Source organism: Sinorhizobium sp. CB7, assembly GCF_041357635.1.
Classification (GTDB): domain Bacteria; phylum Pseudomonadota; class Alphaproteobacteria; order Rhizobiales; family Rhizobiaceae; genus Rhizobium.
On sequence record NZ_JAULLL010000001.1, the window covers coordinates 411,594 to 428,169 of the forward strand.

The following is a 16,576-nucleotide window of genomic DNA, read 5'->3' on the forward strand; positions in this document are numbered from 1 at the left end:
CTGCAGCCGGCCTTTTCCCCTTGTCCTGAGGATCGGACATTCATGATACGTTACATCCTACAGCGCCTGTTCGGCATGATCGTCGTGATGTTTCTCGTCGTCACGATCGTCTTCGTGATCGTGCGCGTGACGCCCGGCGATCCGGCCGCCGTTATGCTCGGACCGGATGCGACACCGCAGGATATCGCTGAACTTCGAACCCGACTCGGCCTCGACCAGTCGCTTCTCGTCCAATACGTCTATTACATCGGCCAGCTCCTGAAGGGCGATCTCGGTCAGTCGATCTTCCTCAATCAGCCGGTGACGGCGGCATTGTTCGACCGTGCCGAACCGACCTTCTTCCTGACGGTGTTCTCGCTGCTGATCGCCAGCGCGATTGCCCTGCCGATCGGCATCTATGCCGCCTATCGTCGCGGCTCCCTGGTCGATCAGGCAGCAACGACGGTCGCAATGCTCGCCGCCAGCATTCCGAGCTTCTGGCTCGGCCTCATCCTGATGCAGTTCTTCGCCGTCCGCTTCAACCTTTTTCCGGTGTCCGGCTATGGCGGGCCCGGATCGAGCTTCCTCGACCGCATGTATCATCTGACGCTGCCCGCCTTCGCGCTCGGCATCGTTTCCTCGGCGCTGATCCTGCGCTTCACCCGCGCCTCGATGCTTGACGTGCTCGGTGACGACTATATTCGCACCGCCCGGGCCAAGGGCCTGATCGAGCGCCGTGTCGTCCTGAAGCACGCGTTGAAGAATGCACTGATCCCGATCCTGACCGTCATCGGCCTGACCGCCGCCGTGCTGATTTCCGGCGCGGTGGTCACCGAGACCGTCTTCGGCTTGCCGGGCGTCGGCAATCTCGTGGTTTCCGCGGTGCTTCGCCGCGACTATCCGGTCATCCAGGGCGCCTTGCTGGTCATCGCCGCGCTCTACGTGCTGATCAATTTTGCGATCGACATGCTCTATCTGCTGGTCGATCCGAGGGTGCGCTACTGATGGCCGATATTACTTCAAAGCCCATACAGACAGAGCGCAGCAAATTCTTCCGGCGTTTGCTGAAGCGCAGGACTGTGGCCGTTGGCGTGCTGATCCTCGCCATCTTCGTGCTGCTTGCAGCGCTGGCGCCGTGGATTGCGCCTTACTCGCCGTCGAAGCTTTCGATCGTCAACCGGCTGAAGCCACCGAGCGGCACCTTCTTCTTCGGCACGGACGAGTTCGGTCGCGATATCTTCTCACGGACCATCTATGCAGGGCGCCTGTCGCTGCTGGTGGGCGCGGCGGTGGTTGCGCTTTCGGCCATCATCGGCGTGACGCTCGGCCTGCTCGCCGGCTTCTTCAAGAAGCTCGATGCACCGATCGCCCGCCTGATCGACGCGATGATGGCCTTTCCGGACATCCTGCTGGCGATCGCGTTGGTCGCAGCCCTCGGCCCTTCACTTGCGACCGTCATCATCGCGCTCTCGATCGTCTATGCACCGCGGCTGGCGCGCATCGTGCGAGCCTCGACATTGGTGATCCGCGAATTGCCCTATGTGGAAGCCGCAAAGGCGCTCGGCATTTCGACGCCGCACATCATGACGCGGCATGTGCTGCGCAACCTGCTCTCGCCGATCCTGGTCCAGGGAACGTTCCTCTTTGCGAATGCGATGCTCGCCGAGGCGGGGCTCTCCTTCCTTGGCCTCGGCGTCAGCCCAGAAATCCCGACCTGGGGAACGATGATCGCTGCGGGCCGGCAATATATCGGACAGGCCGACTGGATGACGCTCTTTCCCGGCTTTGCCATCATCCTTTCCGTGCTCTCGCTGCAGATGGTCGGCGACGGGCTGCGGGATATTCTCGATCCAAGACTCAGAAAGGATTTGTAATCCATGTCTTCCGCTGACAAGGCGATGAAGCCGCTCCTCATCACCAATGTGAAGCCCATGGCTTTCGGTGCCGGCGCTCCGAGCGGCGCGGTCGACATTCTCGTCGACGCAAACGGCCGGATCGCCGAGATTGGCCGCGAGCTTGCCGCCGCAGGCGACGTACAACGCATCGACGGCAAGGGCGCCTGGATCTCGCCGGGCTGGGTCGATCTGCATGTCCATATCTGGCATGGCGGCACGGATATCTCGATCCGTCCGTCGGAATGCGGCGCAGAGCGCGGCGTCACCACGCTGGTCGATGCCGGATCGGCCGGCGAAGCCAATTTTCATGGCTTCCGCGAATACATCATCGAGCCCTCGAAAGAGCGCATCAAGGCCTTTCTGAACCTCGGCTCCATCGGTCTCGTAGCCTGCAATCGCGTGGCGGAGCTTAGGGACATCCGCGATATCGACCTCGACCGCATTCTTGAGGTCTATGCTGAAAACAGCGAGCACATCGTCGGCATCAAAGTGCGCGCCAGTCATGTGATCACCGGTTCCTGGGGCGTCACTCCGGTCAAGCTCGGCAAGAAGATCGCCAAGATCCTAAAGGTTCCGATGATGGTGCATGTCGGCGAACCGCCAGCCCTCTATGATGAGGTTCTGGAGATCCTCGGCCCGGGCGACGTCGTCACCCACTGCTTCAACGGCAAGGCCGGCAGCAGCATCATGGAGGACGAAGATCTCTTCAATCTTGCCGAGCGTTGCGCCGGCGAAGGCATTCGGCTCGATATCGGCCATGGCGGCGCGTCCTTCTCGTTCAAGGTGGCTGAGGCTGCGATCAAGCGCGGCCTGTTGCCGTTCTCGATCTCGACCGATCTGCACGGCCATTCGATGAATTTCCCGGTCTGGGATCTGGCGACGACGATGTCGAAGCTGCTTTCCGTCGGCATGCCTTTCGACAAGGTCGTCGAGGCCGTCACCCATGCACCGGCTTCGGTCATCAAGCTCTCGATGGAAAACCGGCTTTCCGTCGGCGCCGAGGCCGAGTTCACGATCTTCGATCTTGTCGATTCAGAGCTGGAAGCCACCGACTCGAACGGCGATGTTTCCATTCTGAACAAGCTGTTCGAGCCGCGCTTCGCTGTGATCGGCACCGAGGCCATCGCTGCCAGCCGCTACATCCCGAGAGCCCGCAGGCTCGTCCGCCACAGCCACGGTTATTCCTACCGGTGAGAGCCGGATCTAATCAGAAAATCGCATGACAGGAGTTTGCGTGAACCAGTCTCCAGCATCCGCCGGCAAAATGCAGAGCGCGCCCTACCAGCGGCTCGCCTCGCTCGGCATCGAGCTTCCGCCGTCGCCGCCGCCAATCGCCAATTTCGTGACGCATGTGCGTGAAGGCAACATGCTCTATCTTTCCGGCCAGGGGCCGCGGGAAGCCGATGGTTATTTGCATGCGGGCAAGGTCGGCGCCGATGTCGGCGTCGGCGAGGCCTACAAGCACGCCCGGCTGACGGGCATCAATCTGATCGCCGTCATGCACGATGCGCTCGGCGATCTTTCGCGCGTGAAGCGCGTCGTGAAACTGCTCGGCATGGTCAATGCCGTGCCGGAATTCGGAGAACATCCGAGCGTCATCAACGGCTGTTCGGATCTCTTCATCGATGTGTTTGGCGACGCCGGCCAGCATGCACGTTCCGCCGTCGGTTTCGGCTCGCTGCCGGGCAATATCACCGTGGAGATTGAGGCGATCGTCGCCTTGCACGACTAGAGCGGTTCAGCTTTTCATGGAATCGCGGAACCGCTCTAGCTCTTTGTTTTTACGCAATTCCGAACGGAAAACCGTTTCACACTTTTCCTGGAATTGTTCTAAGAGGAAAAGGACCTCAATGGCTGCGCCAGCCCATCAGCTTTTCGATCTTCTCCGCCGAGGCCATGACCTGCGAGGTGTAGTGGCTCTCGTCGGAAAAGGCTTTTTGCTCGGGCAGCACGATGGAAATCGTGGCAACGCACTTTCCGTCACGATCGCAGATCGGCGAGGCGATGCAGGCCACCGCATAGTCCGATTCTCCCGCCTGGATCGAGAGCCGCGTTTCGAAAGCGGTGGCGGCCGCCGCAGACAGCGTGTCCGGGTCGATCTCGGCGCGTCCAGTCGGCGAGGAGCGGGCACAGCGCCTGAAAAGCTCGATGCGTTCGGCTTCGGCGAGGTGGCCGACCAGCAGCCGGCCGGACGCCGTCCAGTTCAGCGGGACACGGGTACCGACGCGCGAGGCCACCTGGAAATGGCTCGGACCGTCGGCCATGGCGAGAACGAGCATATGGTCGCCATCGCGACCGCAGACCTGCACGGTTTCCCCGGCCTGGCGGCAAAGGTCGTGCATTTCGTGGGTGGCGATGCTCATGAAATCCAGCGAGCGCGCATAGGCGAGCCCGTAATGATAAAGTCGCGCTCCCAGCCAAACGGTGCCGTCGGCATTGCGGGTGAGCATGTTCTTTTCGACGAGGTCGTCGACGATCACGTAGACGGTCGAAAGCGGCGCCTTTACGGCCTTGGCGATGGCGTAGACGCCGGCAGGGGCGCCGGTCTCGTAGAGGTAGTCGATCACCTGAAGAGCACGGTCGATGCCGCTGACCCGCGACCGGCGGGGCGTCTTCGCACCACTCTCGAGATCGCGTTCATCGGAGTAATCGACGGATGATGTGTTCGTGTCCAAGCTGCGGCTCCCATACCAAATTCGAGAACTCATTACATTACTATGGCATAGCTGTCGATGCGGCAAATTCGCAACCGCAGGCTTCAACAGCAAAAAATCTGGAGATGAATATGTCAGATGACGTCCGCCCATCCATCGGCCTGCGCCCGGTCATAAACGTGTCGGGCACGATGACCAGCCTCGGCGCTTCGATCGTCGTTCCCGAGGCAATCGCCGCGATGTCGGCCATCCTGCCGCAGTTTGTCGAGATCAACGACCTGCAGCGCAAGGCGAGCAGCGTGATCGCACGGCTGACAGGCGCCGAAGCGGGCTTCGTCACGGCGTCGTGCTCCTCCGGCATCAGCCTTGCGGTGGCGGCGACGATCACCGGCAACAATCTTCTGGCGATCGAGAAGCTGCCGGATGTGACGCCGGAAAAGAACGAGATTCTCGTTCAGATGGGCCATGTCGTCAGCTATGGAGCGCCGGTCGACCAGGCGATCCGTCTTGCCGGCGGCAAGGTCGTTCTGATCGGCCAGGCGACGTCGACGCATCGTCATCACATGGAATATGCGATCACCGAGAAGACCGCGGCGGCTGTTTATGTCGTTTCGCACCATGTCGTCGACTACGGCATGCTGAGCCTTAAGGAATTCTGCGAAATCGCCCATGCCAAGGGCGTTCCTGTCATCGTCGATGCCGCCTCGGAATATGATCTGCGCATCTTCCTGGAACAGGGAGCGGACATCGTCCTCTATTCCGGCCACAAGTTCTTGGGCGGCCCAACCTCGGGCATCGTCGCCGGCAGGAAGGAACTGGTGCGCGACGCCTTCCTGCAGAATATGGGCATCGGCCGCGGGATGAAAGTTGGCAAGGAAAGCGTCTACGGTGTCATGGCCGCGCTTGAGGCCTGGGAGAAGCGCGACCATGCCGGCATTCGCGCCCGCGAAACCAGCTACCTGAAGCTCTGGCAGGAAACGCTCGACGGCCGTCCGGGTGTCAAGGCCCTGATCGAGCCGGATCCGACCAACAATCCGCTCGACCGCATGCGCGTGATCCTCTCGCCGCAGGAAGCCCACATCACGGCCTGGGATCTGGCCGATGCGCTCGCTCGCGGCAATCCGCCGGTGATCGTTCGCGATCACGAAGTCGAGCACAGCTACTTCTATCTCGACCCGTGCAACCTACATCCCGGTCAGGAAAAGGTGGTCGCCAGCCGTCTGGCCGAGGAGCTCGACAAGGCCCGCGCCTCGAACGAAATCATCGCCACGCCGCTGGAAGAGCGCAGCAAGCGCCGCTTCGCCGGCCTCTTGCGCTGGCCGGATTGATCCGGCCGGTCCTGCCGCACGAAGAGAGGAACCGAACATGACCAACCTCCAAGCCCGGGCGATTGAGACCGCGCAGCCCGTCCTCGCCGTCGAGGGACTGACGACTTCGTTCCTGGTGGACGGCGAATGGAAACCGGTTGTTCGCGATGTCTCCTTCACGGTGGCGCCGGGTGAGACGGTGGCGATCGTCGGCGAATCCGGCTCCGGCAAGAGCGTCACCTCGCTCTCGATCATGCGGCTTCTGCAGGCCGATTCCAGCCGCGTCGAAGGTCGCATTCTCCTTGGCGGCCGCGATATCCTGGCGCTGCCTGAAAGCGAGATGCGGCAGGTGCGCGGCAATGAGGTCGCAATGATCTTCCAGGAGCCGATGACGAGCCTCAATCCGCTCTTCACGATCGGCGACCAGATTTCCGAAGCGCTGCTCTGCCATACGAAGATGAGCAAGGCGGAGGCGCGGACTGAGACCATCCGGCTTCTCGAAAAGGTGCGCATCCCATCGGCCTCGTCTCGCTTCGACGAATATCCGCACCGTTTCTCCGGCGGCATGCGCCAGCGCGTGATGATCGCCATGGCGCTTGCGAGCAAGCCGAAGCTTTTGATCGCCGACGAGCCTACGACAGCGCTCGACGTGACGATCCAGGGGCAAATCCTCGATCTCATCAAGATGCTGCAGGAAGAGGAGGGGACATCCGTCCTCTTCATCACCCACGACATGGGCGTGGTCGCCGAGATCGCCGATCGCACGGTGGTGATGTATCGCGGCGAGCAGGTGGAAGCGGGTATCACAAGCGATATCTTCTTCCGGGCAAGGCATCCCTATACGCGGGCACTGCTTTCAGCGGTGCCGGTGCTCGGCTCGATGAGCAGCTACAAGCGGCCATTGCGGTTTCCTGTCGTCAATACGCAGACCGGCGAATCCGATGTGCCGGTCGAGGTGGCCGATACGGTCGTGTCGACTAAGCGCCCAATCCTGGAAGTCAAAAACCTCGTCAAGCGTTTCGATATCCATTCCGGCCTGTTCGGCAAGCTGAGCGGCCGCGTCCATGCGGTCGAAAACGTCTCCTTCGACCTTCACGCCGGCGAGACGCTCTCGCTTGTTGGCGAATCCGGCTGTGGGAAGTCGACCACCGGCCGCGCCATCATGCGCCTCATCGAACCGCAGAGCGGATCGGTGCTCGTCGAAGGCAAGGAGCTGCTGACGCTCGACAAGAGGGGTCTGCGCGAGATGCGAAAGTCCGTGCAGATGATCTTCCAGGATCCCTTCGCCAGCCTCAACCCGCGCATGACGGTGGGCGCGGCGATCGCCGAGCCCTATCTCGAACATGGCATGGGCACTGCGAAGCAGGCGCGCGATACCGTCGCCGATCTGCTCGTGAAGGTGGGGCTCTCGCCGGACATGTCGTCGCGCTATCCCCATGAATTCTCGGGCGGCCAACGCCAGCGCATCTGCATCGCGCGGGCGCTCGCGCTCGAACCTAAGGTGATCATCGCGGATGAAAGCGTGTCGGCGCTCGATGTGTCGATCAAGGCGCAGGTCATCAATCTGATGCTCGATCTGCAGCAGAGCCTGAACCTCGCCTTCCTGTTCATCTCGCACGACATGGCTGTGGTCGAGCGCGTCAGCCACCGCGTCGCGGTCATGTATCTCGGCGAGATTGTCGAGATCGGGCCGCGTGCTGCCGTCTTCGATAATCCGCAGCATCCCTATACGAAAAAGCTGATGTCGGCGGTGCCGATTCCCGATCCGGATCGTCGACGCGAGCGCCGTGGTACCGTGAACGAGGAGCTCAAGAGCCCGATCCGGCCCGTGGACCATCAGCTCCAGCCACTGAAATATCTGGAGGTTTCGCCCGGACACATGGTGGCGCTCTAGGCTCGGCTGCGCCGCAAAATCGCAGTTGACAACCCCGTGCAAATAACGAACTCTATCACATTAAAAGGGGATAAATTCCATAATAATGGAATTATAGAATAAGGGGACTGCGAGTGCCTGATCTTCTTGTGAACCTGTATGCGACAAAGCTCGCCGAGCTTCACGACATGGCCGGGCAGGTTCCTGTCGATATCAGACCAGTCCTCGCGCCGGAAATGCATGTCGTTGTCGAATGGGTGCGCGCCCATTTCAGCGACAATTGGGCGAGCGAGGTCTCGGTAGCCATCACCCGTCAGCCCGCTGCCTGTCTCATTGCCATCGATCAAGGTAAGCTCGTCGGCTTTGCCTGCTACGACACGACAGCGCGCGGTTTCTTCGGTCCGACCGGCGTCCAGCCGGATAGTCGGGGGAAGGGGATCGGCCTCGCGCTCTTTTCCGCTTCACTGCAGACGATGAAGACGCTCGGCCATGCCTACGCCTTCATCGGTGATGCAGGCCCTGTCGATTTTTACGCTAACGCCGCCGGCGCCATCGAGATACCGGCGGAGAACAAAGGCATTTACGAAGGCATGCTTCGCGGCAAGCGCAGCTAACCAAACGAAAATTAATTGAGGAGGATCAGCACTCGTGTCCGCATCAACGCCTCTCGCCCTTTTCGTCGGCATTCCAAATCCCACGCTTTCGCCCGACGAGATCGCCCTTTTTCGCGAAACGAATCCTTTCGGCCTGTTCGTTGGCCGCCGGAACCTGCGCAATCCGGATCAGGCCAAGGCTCTGATCGAAAGCTTCCGGGAGGCGGTCGGCCGCGATGACGCTCCGGTCTTTACCGACCAGGAGGGTGGCCGCGTGCAGCATCTGGACGCTGGGCCTTGGCCGATCTTCCGCAGTTTCCGTCAGTTTGCGGACCTTGCCCATCGCGACTTCGATCTCGGCAAGAAGGCGCTGCGGCTCTCCTCCCGGGCGATGGGCACGATGATGACAGAACTCGGACTTTCCAGTGGTTGTTCTCCCGTCCTCGATCTCGTGTTCGAGACGACGAGCGCGGTCATCGGCGAGCGATCCTTCGGCCCTGACCCCGACTTCATCACGGCGCTCGGCCGTGAAGTGGTCGACGGCCTGCTCGAAACAGGAAACCTACCCGTCATGAAGCACATCCCCGGTCACGGCCGGGCGACACTGGATTCGCACAAGGAGCGGCCCTTCGTCGACGCATCGCGCGAAACGCTGATGGCAACCGACTTCAAGCCGTTCATCGCCCTCAAGAACACGCCCTGGGCAATGGTCGCACATGTCGTCTATACCGCCTATGACCAGGAACTGCCGGCCTCCGTCTCACCCGTCATGCATGACGTGATCCGCAACGAGATGGGCTATGGGGGCGTTCTGATCTCCGATTGCATCTTCATGCAGTCGCTTTCCGGCACGCTGCCGGAACGCGTCGCCCAGGTGCTCGATGCCGGCTACGACGTCGCGCTTCACAGCCATGGCGACCTCGCCGAAAGCGAAGCGGCCGCCAAGGCTGCCCGCCCGCTGAGCGATGCCGCCCAACGGCGCATCGCAGCCGCAAATGCCCGCCTCGGCAAAGAGAAGGTCGACGTCAGATCGGCCCATGCCGAAGTCGAGGACATCTTCGCGCGCAGTCTCGTCGCCTGACAAGCCTGCCGCTTCTCATCCATATAAAACAGGGGAATGCAGAATGTCGAAAAAGCATATTTTCATAGCAGCGACCGCGCTCGGCCTTCTTGCCGCGCCGGTCATGGCGCAGACGGTTCTCACCGCCAATATCGAGCCGGCGACGACCTGGGTCCGGAACTTCAATCCGTTCAATCAGACCTCGGCACGCCAGAGCACCTCGGATTTCATTTATGAGCCGTTGGTCGTCTTCAACCGCTTCGACGGCAACAAGCCCAATTATCGCCTTGCGGAAAGCTTCAAGCTTGCCGACGATCTGAAGAGCATCGAATTCAAGCTCCGCCCGAACCTGAAATGGTCGGACGGCCAGCCGCTGACGGCGGCCGACGTCAAGTTCACCTATGATTATCTGAAGAAGTTCCCCGCGCTCGATTTCGTCAGCATCTGGACTTTCATCAGCGGTGTCGAGGTCGTCGATCCGCAGACGGTGCGCTTCACGCTCGTCAACCCGAATTCGCTTGCGGCCGACCAGCTGGTGCAGATTCCGATCGTTCCCGAACACGTCTGGAAGGATGTCGCCGATCCCGTCACCTTCGCCAACGAAAATCCGGTCGGCAGCGGACCGCTGACGGAGATCCCGCGCTTCACCGGCCAGACCTATGACCAGTGCCGCAATCCGAACTACTGGGACGCCGAGCATCTGAAGATCGATTGCCTCCGCTTCCCGCAGCTTGCCGATAACAACCAAATCCTGGCAGCAACCGTAGACGGTACGCTTGACTGGGGTGTGTCCTTCATCCCCGACATCGAAAACGTCTATGTTGCCAAGAATCCGGAGCATTTCCATTTCTGGTACACGCCAAGCAGCATGGTCGCCTTCCTCTTCAATCTCGAAACCGCGAACGAGAGCAACAAGAAGGCCTTCAACGACGTCAAGTTCCGCCGCGCCGTCAGCATGGCGCTCGACCGTCAGGGCATGATCGATGTCGCAGGCTATGGCTATCCGACGCTGAACGAAGACCCGTCTGGCATGGGTGAACTCTACAAGAGTTGGTCGGACCCGTCGGTGCTTTCCGATTTCGGCAAATACGGCAAATATGATGTCGATGCGGCGAAGGCGCTTCTCGACGAGGCCGGCTATGTCGACAAGGACGGCGATGGCTTCCGCGACAATCCTGATGGCAGCAAGATCGCCTTCTCGATCATCGTCCCGAACGCCTGGACGGACTGGATCGACACGGTGAATATCGCGGTTGAAGGCCTCCAGGCAGCCGGTCTCGATGCCAAGATCGCCACGCCAGAGGAGGCGGTCTGGACCGGCAACCTCATCAACGGCAATTTCGACATGGCGATCAACAGCCTGCCGGCTGCAGCCTCGCCCTATTACCCCTATGTCCGCGCCTTCAAGGAGTCCGACAAGGGCAAGACCCGCTTCACGGCGCAACGCTGGTTCAATCCGGAGCTCAGCAAACTGCTCGTCGACTTCACCCGCACGGCCGATCCGGCCAAGCAGAAGGAAGAGATGAACAAGGCACAGCGCATCGTTGCCGAAAACCTGCCGATGATGCCCGTCTTCAACAATCCGAACTGGTACCAGTACAACACGACGCGCTTCACGGGATGGTCGACGCCGGACAATCCCTTCGTCAACCCCTCGATCTCTCGCACCAACCCGGCGCGGCTGCTCCACCTCCTGGCGCTGGCGCCGGCAAAGTAGAGATCGTGATCGGCGGGGGTGGCTCTACGGCGCAAGGCAACGCGCAGTAGGCCGCCCCCGCGCGAGGGGAGAGACACATGGCATTCCTGCTCCGCCGCCTGGTCTTCTATCTGGCAGCCTTCATCGTCGCCGCAACGATCAATTTCTTCCTGCCGCGACTGATGCCCGGCGATCCGGTCCAGATCATGTTCTCGAGCGCCGGCGCCGAGCTGTCGCCGGAGAACCTGCAGGCTCTGAAGCTAACCTTCGGTTTTGTCGACGGTCCGGTGTGGCAGCAATACCTGACCTATCTGCAAAGCATCTTCACCGGAGACCTCGGCCGCTCGATCAAGTATTTCCCTTTGCCGGTCACCGAGGTTCTCGGCCATGCCCTGATCTGGACGATCGGGCTCATGGGAACGGCGACGATCGCTAGTTTTACGCTCGGAAGCTTTCTCGGCATCCTCGCCGCCTGGCGTCGCGGCAGCCTGTTCGATGTCGTGGTCTCGGTCGGCGCCATATTCGCGACATCGGTACCGGCGGTTGTCACGTCGCTGATCGTTCTTTTCGTTTTAGGCTTCACGCTCGGCTGGTTTCCGAACGGCTATGCTGCCGATCCGGCGCTCGATCCGGCATTTTCCGCCGCCTATATCGGCAGCGTGATCTATCACGGCATCCTGCCGATGATCACGCTCTGCACGGTCCTGACCGGCGGCTTCGCCGTGACCATGCGCAACAACATGATCAATCTCCTCGGCGAGGACTATATCGTCATGGCTCGCGCCAAGGGTCTCTCCGACCGTCATGTGATGCTGTGGTATGCGGCGCGCAATGCCCTGCTGCCGACCGTCAGCAGCCTTGCGATTGCGATCGGCACCATCCTCGGCGGTTCGCTGGTAACAGAGGTCGTCTATAATTATCCGGGCCTCGGCAACATCCTCTATCAGGCGATCCTCGCCCGCGACTATCCCGTCATCCAGGGCCAGCTTCTGATCATGACCGCCACCATGCTGGTTGCGAATTTCATCGTCGATATCAGCTATGTGCTGCTCGATCCGCGTTTGAAAGGAGCATGAGCGATGATGACGCTTCTCTCCGGACTTGCCCGCAATCGCAAGGCGCTCGTTGGTGTCGCCGTTATCGCGATCATCGTGCTGATCGCGCTCGCAGCACCCCTCCTGACGCACTATGATCCGGGCGCTCGCACAGGTCGGCCGCATCAGGCGCCATCAGCCATGCATTGGCTCGGGACGACGCGTCTCGGCCAGGATGTCTTTGCGCGGCTGATCTATGGCGCGCGCACCTCGCTTGCGGTCGGATTCGGCGCCGGACTTCTGATCACCGCGGTCGGGACCGCGCTTGGCATCATCGCCGGCTATCGCGGCGGCAAGACCGACGAGGTGATCAGCTTCTTCACCAATATGGTTCTGGTCGTTCCGAACCTGCCGCTGCTTCTCGTGCTCGCCTCCTTCATCGGCCAGGCGAGCCCGCTGGTGATCGCGGTCATTCTCGGATTGACCTCCTGGGCCTGGGGTGCACGTGTGACCCGTGCCGAAACGCTCTCGGTCAAGCAGAAGGATTTCGTCAAGTCGGCCGAGATGATGGGTGAGCCGCGCTGGCGCATCATGACCTTCGAGATCTTCCCCAATCTCATTTCGATCGTCGGCATCAATTTCATCGGCAGCGTGATCTTCGCCATCATCACGGAAGCGACGCTTGAATTCCTGGGTCTCGGCGATCCGCAGGCGATATCGTGGGGAACGATGCTCTACAATGCCCAGAAGGCCTCCGCTCTTTCGGTCGGCGCGTGGTGGGACATCCTGACGCCCTGCTTTGCGCTTGCGGTTCTCGGCATCGGGCTGTCGCTTCTCAATTTTGCCGTCGACGAGATCGCCAATCCGCGCCTTCGAACCGGCAATCGGCTCAGCCGATGGTCGTCCCTGATCCGTGCGGGGGAGGGACGCCTGTGACGGAACCACTTCTTTCGGTAACGAACCTTACCATCGACTATATCGGCGAAAAGACCGATTTCCGGGCCGTCGACGACGTCAGCTTCGATGTCGCGCCGGGTGAAGTCTTCGGCCTTGCCGGCGAATCCGGCTGCGGCAAGAGCACGATCGCCTTTGCCATCAGCCGCCTGCACAAGCCGCCGGCGCTGATCCGCAAGGGCAGCCGCATCCTACTGGAAGGCCGCGACGTGCTCGATCTCGACCAGAAGCAGCTGCGCGATTTCCGCTGGCGCGAGGTCGCGATGGTCTTCCAGAGTGCCATGAACTCGCTCAATCCCGTCCTGCGGGTGGAGGCGCAGTTCTACGATGTGCTGCGGACCCACAGGGGGCTAAGCAAGGCCGAGGCACGCGAGCGCACGGCCGAGATGCTGCGTCTCGTCGATATTTCCCCTGACCGCATGCGGGATTATCCGCACCAGTTCTCCGGCGGCATGCGCCAGCGCATCGTCATCGCCATCTGCATGGCGCTGAGCCCCAAGCTTGTGGTGATGGATGAGCCGACGACGGCGCTCGATGTGGTCGTGCAGCGGGAGATCCTGCAGCGCATCAACGAGCTTCGCCGCAGGTTCGGTTTTTCGATCCTGTTCATCACACACGATCTCGGCCTAATGGTGCAGTTCTGCGATCGGATCGGCATCATGCTTGCGGGAAAGCTCGTGGAGCATAACACGGCGGCCAATATCTACCGCGCGCCGCAGCACGACTATACGAAGCGCTTGTGGGCATCCTTCCCGTCACTGCATGGAGCGAAGCTCCTGGAGAGGGTCTCGCCATGACGGCTGCCGCCATTTTGACGCTCGACAAGGTCAGCAAACATTTCGGTCACGGCGCCTCGATCGTGCGCGCGGCTCGATCGATTTCCTTTTCGCTCCATGCGGGCAGGGCGCTTGCCCTCGTCGGCGAATCCGGCAGCGGCAAGACCACCTGCGCGCGCCTCGTGATGCTGGAGCATAGGCCGAATGAAGGACGCTTGCTTTTCAAGGGCGCGCCGGTCGAGGCCGATCATGGAAAGGCGCTCGCGAGTTATAGGCGGGCGGTACAGATGATCTTTCAGGATCCTTTCGCATCGCTCAATCCGGCCCATACGATCGCCTATCACCTGCGCCGGCCCCTGCAACTGCATCGTCACGAGTTGAAGGGCAGTCAGATCGATGAGGCGGTCGAGGAGCTGCTGACGCGCGTGAAGCTCGATCCGAAGGTCGTTGTACTGAAGCATCCGCATGAGCTCTCCGGCGGTCAGCGGCAGCGCATCAACATCGCCCGGGCGTTGGCAGCCGGGCCGGAAATCATCGTTGCCGACGAGCCGACCTCGATGCTCGACGTTTCCGTCCGGCTCGGTGTTCTCAATCTGCTGAACGAGATGAAGCGGGACATGAAGCTCGGGCTTCTCTACATTACCCACGACATCGCAACAGCGCGCTATGTCGCCGAGGAGATCGCCGTCATGTATGCGGGACAGATCGTCGAATGGGGCGATGTCGATCGCGTGATCGGTAATCCGATGCATCCCTATACACGCCTCCTGCTCTCCGCTGTACCGGATCCCGAGATCCGTTTTGAGGATTCACAGGGGCGTCTCGAGCCGGCCGAAGTCGAGCGCATTCGGGCAATTTCGGCGGTGCTGCAGGACCATGTCATCGAGGTCGAGCGGGGTCATTTCGTGCTTGCGTCCGAGACTCTGAGCTGACAATCAGGAGTTGATTGCTGCTCTCGGGAACGTTGGCTATGGTGACCGTTCATCTATGCGAGTCCTGCGGGGAAACAGGCTTCGCATCGAACCATCCGTCCGGGTGGGTGGATGACTACAAAATCGTTCGAACCAAGAACTCAACCAGGGGAACGAAGCATTATGTTCAACAAAATCAACCGCAATGCGCGCCTTCTTGCCGCCGGCGCCGCCCTTTCTCTTTTGATGATGACGGCGCCCGGCGCCTATGCCGAAACGCCCAAGGACACGCTCGTCGAGGGCTTTGCGATCGACGACATCATCACCATGGATCCGGGTGAAGCCTTCGAATTGTCGACGGCGGAAATGACGAGCAACACCTACAGTCTTCTCGTCCGTCTCGACATCAATGACACCAGCAAGGTCAAGGGTGATCTGGCCGAGAGCTGGAGCGTATCCGACGATGGCCTGACCTATACCTTCAAGCTGAAGCCGGGTATGAAATTCGCCTCCGGCAACCCGATTACGGCCGAGGACGTCGCATGGTCCTTCGAGCGCGCCGTCAAGCTCGACAAGAGCCCGGCCTTCATCCTGACCCAGTTCGGGCTGACCGGCGACAACGTCACGGAAAAGGCCAAGGCAACGGATGAAAATACCTTCGTCTTTACTGTCGACCGGCCCTATGCGCCGAGCTTCGTGCTGAACTGCCTGACGGCGACCGTTGCCTCCGTGGTCGACAAGAAACTGGTGCTCGACCATGTGAAGGCTGTGACGCCGACCAGCGACTACAAATACGACAACGACTTCGGCAATGAATGGCTGAAGACCGGCTATGCCGGCTCCGGCCCTTACAAGCTGCGCGAGTGGCGGGCCAACGAGGTGGTCGTGATGGAGCGAAACGACAATTTCTACGGCGAAAAGGCCAAGCTCGCTCGCGTCATCTACCGTTTCATGAAGGAAAGCTCGGCACAGCGCCTGGCACTTGAGGCGGGCGATATCGACATAGCTCGCAATCTGGAGCCCGGTGATTACGAAGCCGTCGCCAAGAACGCCGATCTTGCCACAACGAGCGCTCCGAAGGGCACCGTCTACTACGTCAGCCTCAATCAGAAGAACCCCAATCTGGTCAAGCCGGAAGTACAGGAAGCCTTCAAATATCTCGTCGATTATGATGCGATCGGTTCGACCCTGATCAAGGGCATCGGCGAAATTCACCAGACCTTCCTGCCGAAGGGCGTCCTCGGCGAACTGGACGAGAACCCCTATAAGCTTGATGCCGCCAAAGCCAAGGAACTCCTGGCCAAAGCCGGCCTGCCGGACGGATTTTCCGTCACCATGGACGTGCGCAACACGCAGCCGGTAACGGGTATTGCCGAATCCATGCAGCAGACCCTGGCGCAGGCCGGTGTAAAGCTGGAAATCATCCCCGGCGATGGTAAGCAGACGCTGACCAAATACCGCGCCCGCAATCATGACATGTATATTGGCCAATGGGGCATGGATTATTGGGATCCGAATTCCAATTCGGACACTTTCACCGGCAATCCCGATAACTCCGATGCAGGCACGGTCAAGACGCTCGCCTGGCGCAATACCTGGGAAGCGCCTGAGCTCGACAAGGAAACGAAGGCCGCACTTCTGGAAAAGGATAGCGCCAAGCGCGCTGCCATGTATCAGGATATCCAGAAGAAGTTCCTGGCCAACAGCCCGTTCGTCATCATCTTCCAGCAGGTCGAGGTTGCCGGCTATCGCAAGAACCTCAAGGACTTCAAGCTGGGCCCGAGCTTTGACACCAACTTCGTCTGGCCGATCGCCAAGGAATAGTCCGAAGGATTCGTCCGTTG

Annotated in this window: 15 protein-coding genes; 14 read left to right on the forward strand and 1 reads right to left on the reverse strand. The window is 60.7% G+C overall.

Features of this window, described 5'->3' with window-relative positions; genetic code table 11:
* Positions 1–42: 42 nt before the first annotated feature.
* Genes AAE029_RS01870 through AAE029_RS01885 form a run of 4 tightly spaced genes read left to right on the forward strand, consistent with a single transcriptional unit; the run spans position 43 to position 3,606 of the window.
* Positions 43–984: an ABC transporter permease gene (locus AAE029_RS01870; protein ID WP_371071085.1), complete on the forward strand. Its 942-nt coding sequence runs from the start codon at positions 43–45 to the stop codon at positions 982–984.
* Positions 984–1,853, forward strand: coding sequence for an ABC transporter permease (locus AAE029_RS01875; protein ID WP_371071086.1), 870 nt, complete (start codon positions 984–986; stop codon positions 1,851–1,853). The genes AAE029_RS01870 and AAE029_RS01875 overlap by 1 nt, the downstream gene beginning before the upstream one ends.
* Positions 1,854–1,856: 3 nt before the next feature.
* Positions 1,857–3,068 carry an amidohydrolase/deacetylase family metallohydrolase gene (locus AAE029_RS01880; RefSeq protein ID WP_371071087.1) on the forward strand — a complete coding sequence of 404 codons (1,212 nt, stop codon included), beginning with the start codon at positions 1,857–1,859 and terminating at the stop codon, positions 3,066–3,068.
* Positions 3,069–3,093: 25 nt separating this feature from the next.
* Positions 3,094–3,606, forward strand: coding sequence for a RidA family protein (locus tag AAE029_RS01885; RefSeq protein ID WP_371071088.1), 513 nt, complete (start codon positions 3,094–3,096; stop codon positions 3,604–3,606).
* 115 nt (positions 3,607–3,721) lie between these two features.
* Here AAE029_RS01885 and AAE029_RS01890 read toward each other — a convergent pair whose 3' ends face one another.
* Positions 3,722–4,549, reverse strand: coding sequence for an IclR family transcriptional regulator (locus tag AAE029_RS01890; protein WP_371071089.1), 828 nt, complete (start codon positions 4,547–4,549; stop codon positions 3,722–3,724).
* Between the two features lie 110 nt (positions 4,550–4,659).
* Between AAE029_RS01890 and AAE029_RS01895 the strand changes: the two genes are divergently transcribed.
* The 10 genes from AAE029_RS01895 (at position 4,660) to AAE029_RS01940 (ending at position 16,556) form a co-directional block, all read left to right on the forward strand.
* Positions 4,660–5,856 carry an aminotransferase class V-fold PLP-dependent enzyme gene (locus AAE029_RS01895; protein WP_371071090.1) on the forward strand — a complete coding sequence of 399 codons (1,197 nt, stop codon included), beginning with the start codon at positions 4,660–4,662 and terminating at the stop codon, positions 5,854–5,856.
* Between the two features lie 37 nt (positions 5,857–5,893).
* Positions 5,894–7,729, forward strand: coding sequence for a dipeptide ABC transporter ATP-binding protein (locus AAE029_RS01900; RefSeq protein ID WP_371071091.1), 1,836 nt, complete (start codon positions 5,894–5,896; stop codon positions 7,727–7,729).
* A gap of 113 nt (positions 7,730–7,842) precedes the next feature.
* The gene (locus AAE029_RS01905) at positions 7,843–8,322 is read left to right on the forward strand and encodes a GNAT family N-acetyltransferase (RefSeq protein ID WP_371071092.1); all 480 of its coding nucleotides are present in this window, start codon (positions 7,843–7,845) and stop codon (positions 8,320–8,322) included.
* Between the two features lie 34 nt (positions 8,323–8,356).
* Positions 8,357–9,382, forward strand: coding sequence for a glycoside hydrolase family 3 N-terminal domain-containing protein (locus AAE029_RS01910; protein WP_371071093.1), 1,026 nt, complete (start codon positions 8,357–8,359; stop codon positions 9,380–9,382).
* 43 nt (positions 9,383–9,425) lie between these two features.
* Positions 9,426–11,078: an ABC transporter substrate-binding protein gene (locus AAE029_RS01915; protein WP_371071094.1), complete on the forward strand. Its 1,653-nt coding sequence runs from the start codon at positions 9,426–9,428 to the stop codon at positions 11,076–11,078.
* A 77-nt stretch (positions 11,079–11,155) separates the two neighbouring features.
* A complete protein-coding gene (locus AAE029_RS01920; protein ID WP_371071095.1) occupies positions 11,156–12,133 on the forward strand; it encodes an ABC transporter permease in 978 nt (325 codons plus the stop codon).
* 3 nt (positions 12,134–12,136) lie between these two features.
* Positions 12,137–13,027, forward strand: coding sequence for an ABC transporter permease (locus AAE029_RS01925; RefSeq protein WP_371071096.1), 891 nt, complete (start codon positions 12,137–12,139; stop codon positions 13,025–13,027).
* Positions 13,024–13,842: an ABC transporter ATP-binding protein gene (locus AAE029_RS01930; protein WP_371071097.1), complete on the forward strand. Its 819-nt coding sequence runs from the start codon at positions 13,024–13,026 to the stop codon at positions 13,840–13,842. Before AAE029_RS01925 ends, AAE029_RS01930 begins: the two co-directional genes overlap by 4 nt.
* Positions 13,839–14,753 (forward strand): ABC transporter ATP-binding protein, encoded by a 915-nt coding sequence (locus AAE029_RS01935; protein WP_371071098.1) that lies wholly within the window; start codon positions 13,839–13,841, stop codon positions 14,751–14,753. Before AAE029_RS01930 ends, AAE029_RS01935 begins: the two co-directional genes overlap by 4 nt.
* 162 nt (positions 14,754–14,915) lie before the next feature.
* The gene (locus AAE029_RS01940) at positions 14,916–16,556 is read left to right on the forward strand and encodes an ABC transporter substrate-binding protein (protein ID WP_371071099.1); all 1,641 of its coding nucleotides are present in this window, start codon (positions 14,916–14,918) and stop codon (positions 16,554–16,556) included.
* Positions 16,557–16,576: the final 20 nt, after the last annotated feature.

Coding starts and splice junctions, on each gene's coding strand:
- AAE029_RS01870 (WP_371071085.1), top strand. CDS start 43: ATGATACGTTACATCCTACAGCGCCTGTTCGGCATGATCGTCGTGATG.
- AAE029_RS01875 (WP_371071086.1), top strand. CDS start 984: ATGGCCGATATTACTTCAAAGCCCATACAGACAGAGCGCAGCAAATTC.
- AAE029_RS01880 (WP_371071087.1), top strand. CDS start 1,857: ATGTCTTCCGCTGACAAGGCGATGAAGCCGCTCCTCATCACCAATGTG.
- AAE029_RS01885 (WP_371071088.1), top strand. CDS start 3,094: ATGACAGGAGTTTGCGTGAACCAGTCTCCAGCATCCGCCGGCAAAATG.
- AAE029_RS01895 (WP_371071090.1), top strand. CDS start 4,660: ATGTCAGATGACGTCCGCCCATCCATCGGCCTGCGCCCGGTCATAAAC.
- AAE029_RS01900 (WP_371071091.1), top strand. CDS start 5,894: ATGACCAACCTCCAAGCCCGGGCGATTGAGACCGCGCAGCCCGTCCTC.
- AAE029_RS01915 (WP_371071094.1), top strand. CDS start 9,426: ATGTCGAAAAAGCATATTTTCATAGCAGCGACCGCGCTCGGCCTTCTT.
- AAE029_RS01920 (WP_371071095.1), top strand. CDS start 11,156: ATGGCATTCCTGCTCCGCCGCCTGGTCTTCTATCTGGCAGCCTTCATC.
- AAE029_RS01925 (WP_371071096.1), top strand. CDS start 12,137: ATGATGACGCTTCTCTCCGGACTTGCCCGCAATCGCAAGGCGCTCGTT.
- AAE029_RS01935 (WP_371071098.1), top strand. CDS start 13,839: ATGACGGCTGCCGCCATTTTGACGCTCGACAAGGTCAGCAAACATTTC.
- AAE029_RS01940 (WP_371071099.1), top strand. CDS start 14,916: ATGTTCAACAAAATCAACCGCAATGCGCGCCTTCTTGCCGCCGGCGCC.